Consider the following 1,656-nt stretch of genomic DNA (forward strand, 5'->3'; position numbering starts at 1 on the left):
AATGGCAAGTAACCATAAAAAAGAGATTTCACTCTTAAAGTAAAATATTTGGTGGGATCGGAAAGAAATTTGATATGATGAGGATTTAAATATTGGCACTTCTTTTGCTTTTACTATAAACATCATAAACAAAAGGATTTGGTATGCAAAAAAATGGACATGATTCATTGCAGACAATAAGAAAGAAACTCTTTGGAGTCTTTAGCGCATTGTGTATTGCGATATACATTAACAATATAGCTTGGGCAGAGAAAATAGGTGATTTAAGCAGTATAGCAGGAGTACGAGATAATCAGCTTATGGGTTATGGAATCGTAATTGGGCTTAATGGCACGGGAGACAAGGGTGGTTCTCAATTTACTGCACAATCTATGGCAAATATGCTTGAAACAATGAATGTAAAATTGAGTGCGAGTGACATTAAATCAAAAAATGTAGCTGCTGTTATGGTAACTGCTTCTCTCCCGCCATTTGCAAGACAAGGGGATAAGATAGATATAAAAATCTCAAGCATAGGCGATGCGAAATCATTGCAGGGTGGCACATTGGTAATGACTCCACTTAATGCTGTTGATGGACAAATATATGCAGTTGCACAAGGAGTAATAAGTGTTGGCAACGGGGATAGCCTAGTTAGCGGAACAATTAATGGTGGAGCTACTATTGAAAAAGAAGTAATCTTTAATCTTACCAATCAAAACAGCACAACTCTAAGCCTTAAGAAATCGGATTTTCAAAATGCCATTAAAGTGCAAAATAAAATCAATGAAGTCTTTGGAGAACAAAGTGCTCAAGCTCTTGATTCTCGCACGATTAGAATCAATAAGCCGTCTAATCTTAGCATGGTGGAGTTTCTTGCATTAGTGCAAGAAGTAGATATTCCTTATTCTTCACGTGAACGTATTGTAATTGATGAAAAATCTGGCACAATTGTTTCTGGATTAGAAATCAGCGTGCAGCCCATTGTTCTTACTCACGGAGATTTGACACTAAAAATCACTAAAGACTTTGACACAAGCACAGATAGTACAGTAATAGATTCTATGACACTTGACCCAAAGAGCAATACTCTGAGCAGCAATGGTAAAACACCCACCGTAGCAAGTGTGGTGCGCGCATTGCAAAGGCTTGGTGCTAGTTCTCAAAGTATCATCTCTATCCTTGAAACTATGAAGCGAAGTGGGGCTATTGCAGCAGATATTGAAGTGCTATAATTAGTCTTATAAACAAAAATTACAATGCAGATTATTTTGGATTGACTAAAACCTAAATTTCATGATGTGGATTGATAGGTAAAATATCTCTACAATTTCTCCTTATCATATTCGAAGCGGAGTTAAAAGGCTTGTTTAACTTTTTATATCTTTACTTTCCTTGCCATCTCTTATGCCCAGAGAAATAGGTTTTATAAGTTCCAAAAGATATTACAAGCCGCATACTCAAGATAACAAGATAAAACAAGACACATATAAATGGATAATCACCATATTTAGAGCAAAACAAACAAAAAAATCTTTTGCAATCCCTAAAAATATTGTGCTACGTTCAACCTGCATGATGGTGCTGAATCTGTATAAACTAGGATAAAAGATTCTCTAATCTCTTTAATCTTTTAATTTTTTTGTCTCTCTTATTCTCTTTGTATCTTTAGATTCC

General features: G+C 35.3%; 1 protein-coding gene. It reads left to right on the top strand.

Annotated features, from left to right (window positions below):
• The first annotated feature begins 143 nt into the window (after nt 1–143).
• Nucleotides 144–1,214 carry a flagellar basal body P-ring protein FlgI gene (locus CQA44_RS11980; RefSeq protein ID WP_115547417.1) on the top strand — a complete coding sequence of 357 codons (1,071 nt, stop codon included), beginning with the start codon at nt 144–146 and terminating at the stop codon, nt 1,212–1,214.
• The last annotated feature ends 442 nt before the right edge of the window (nt 1,215–1,656 follow it).

The sequence above is a fragment of the Helicobacter sp. MIT 14-3879 genome (genome assembly GCF_003364125.1).

Bases quoted from the DNA above. Each gene is read 5' to 3' on its own strand.
- CQA44_RS11980 (WP_115547417.1), top strand. From the start codon at position 144: ATGCAAAAAAATGGACATGATTCATTGCAGACAATAAGAAAGAAACTC.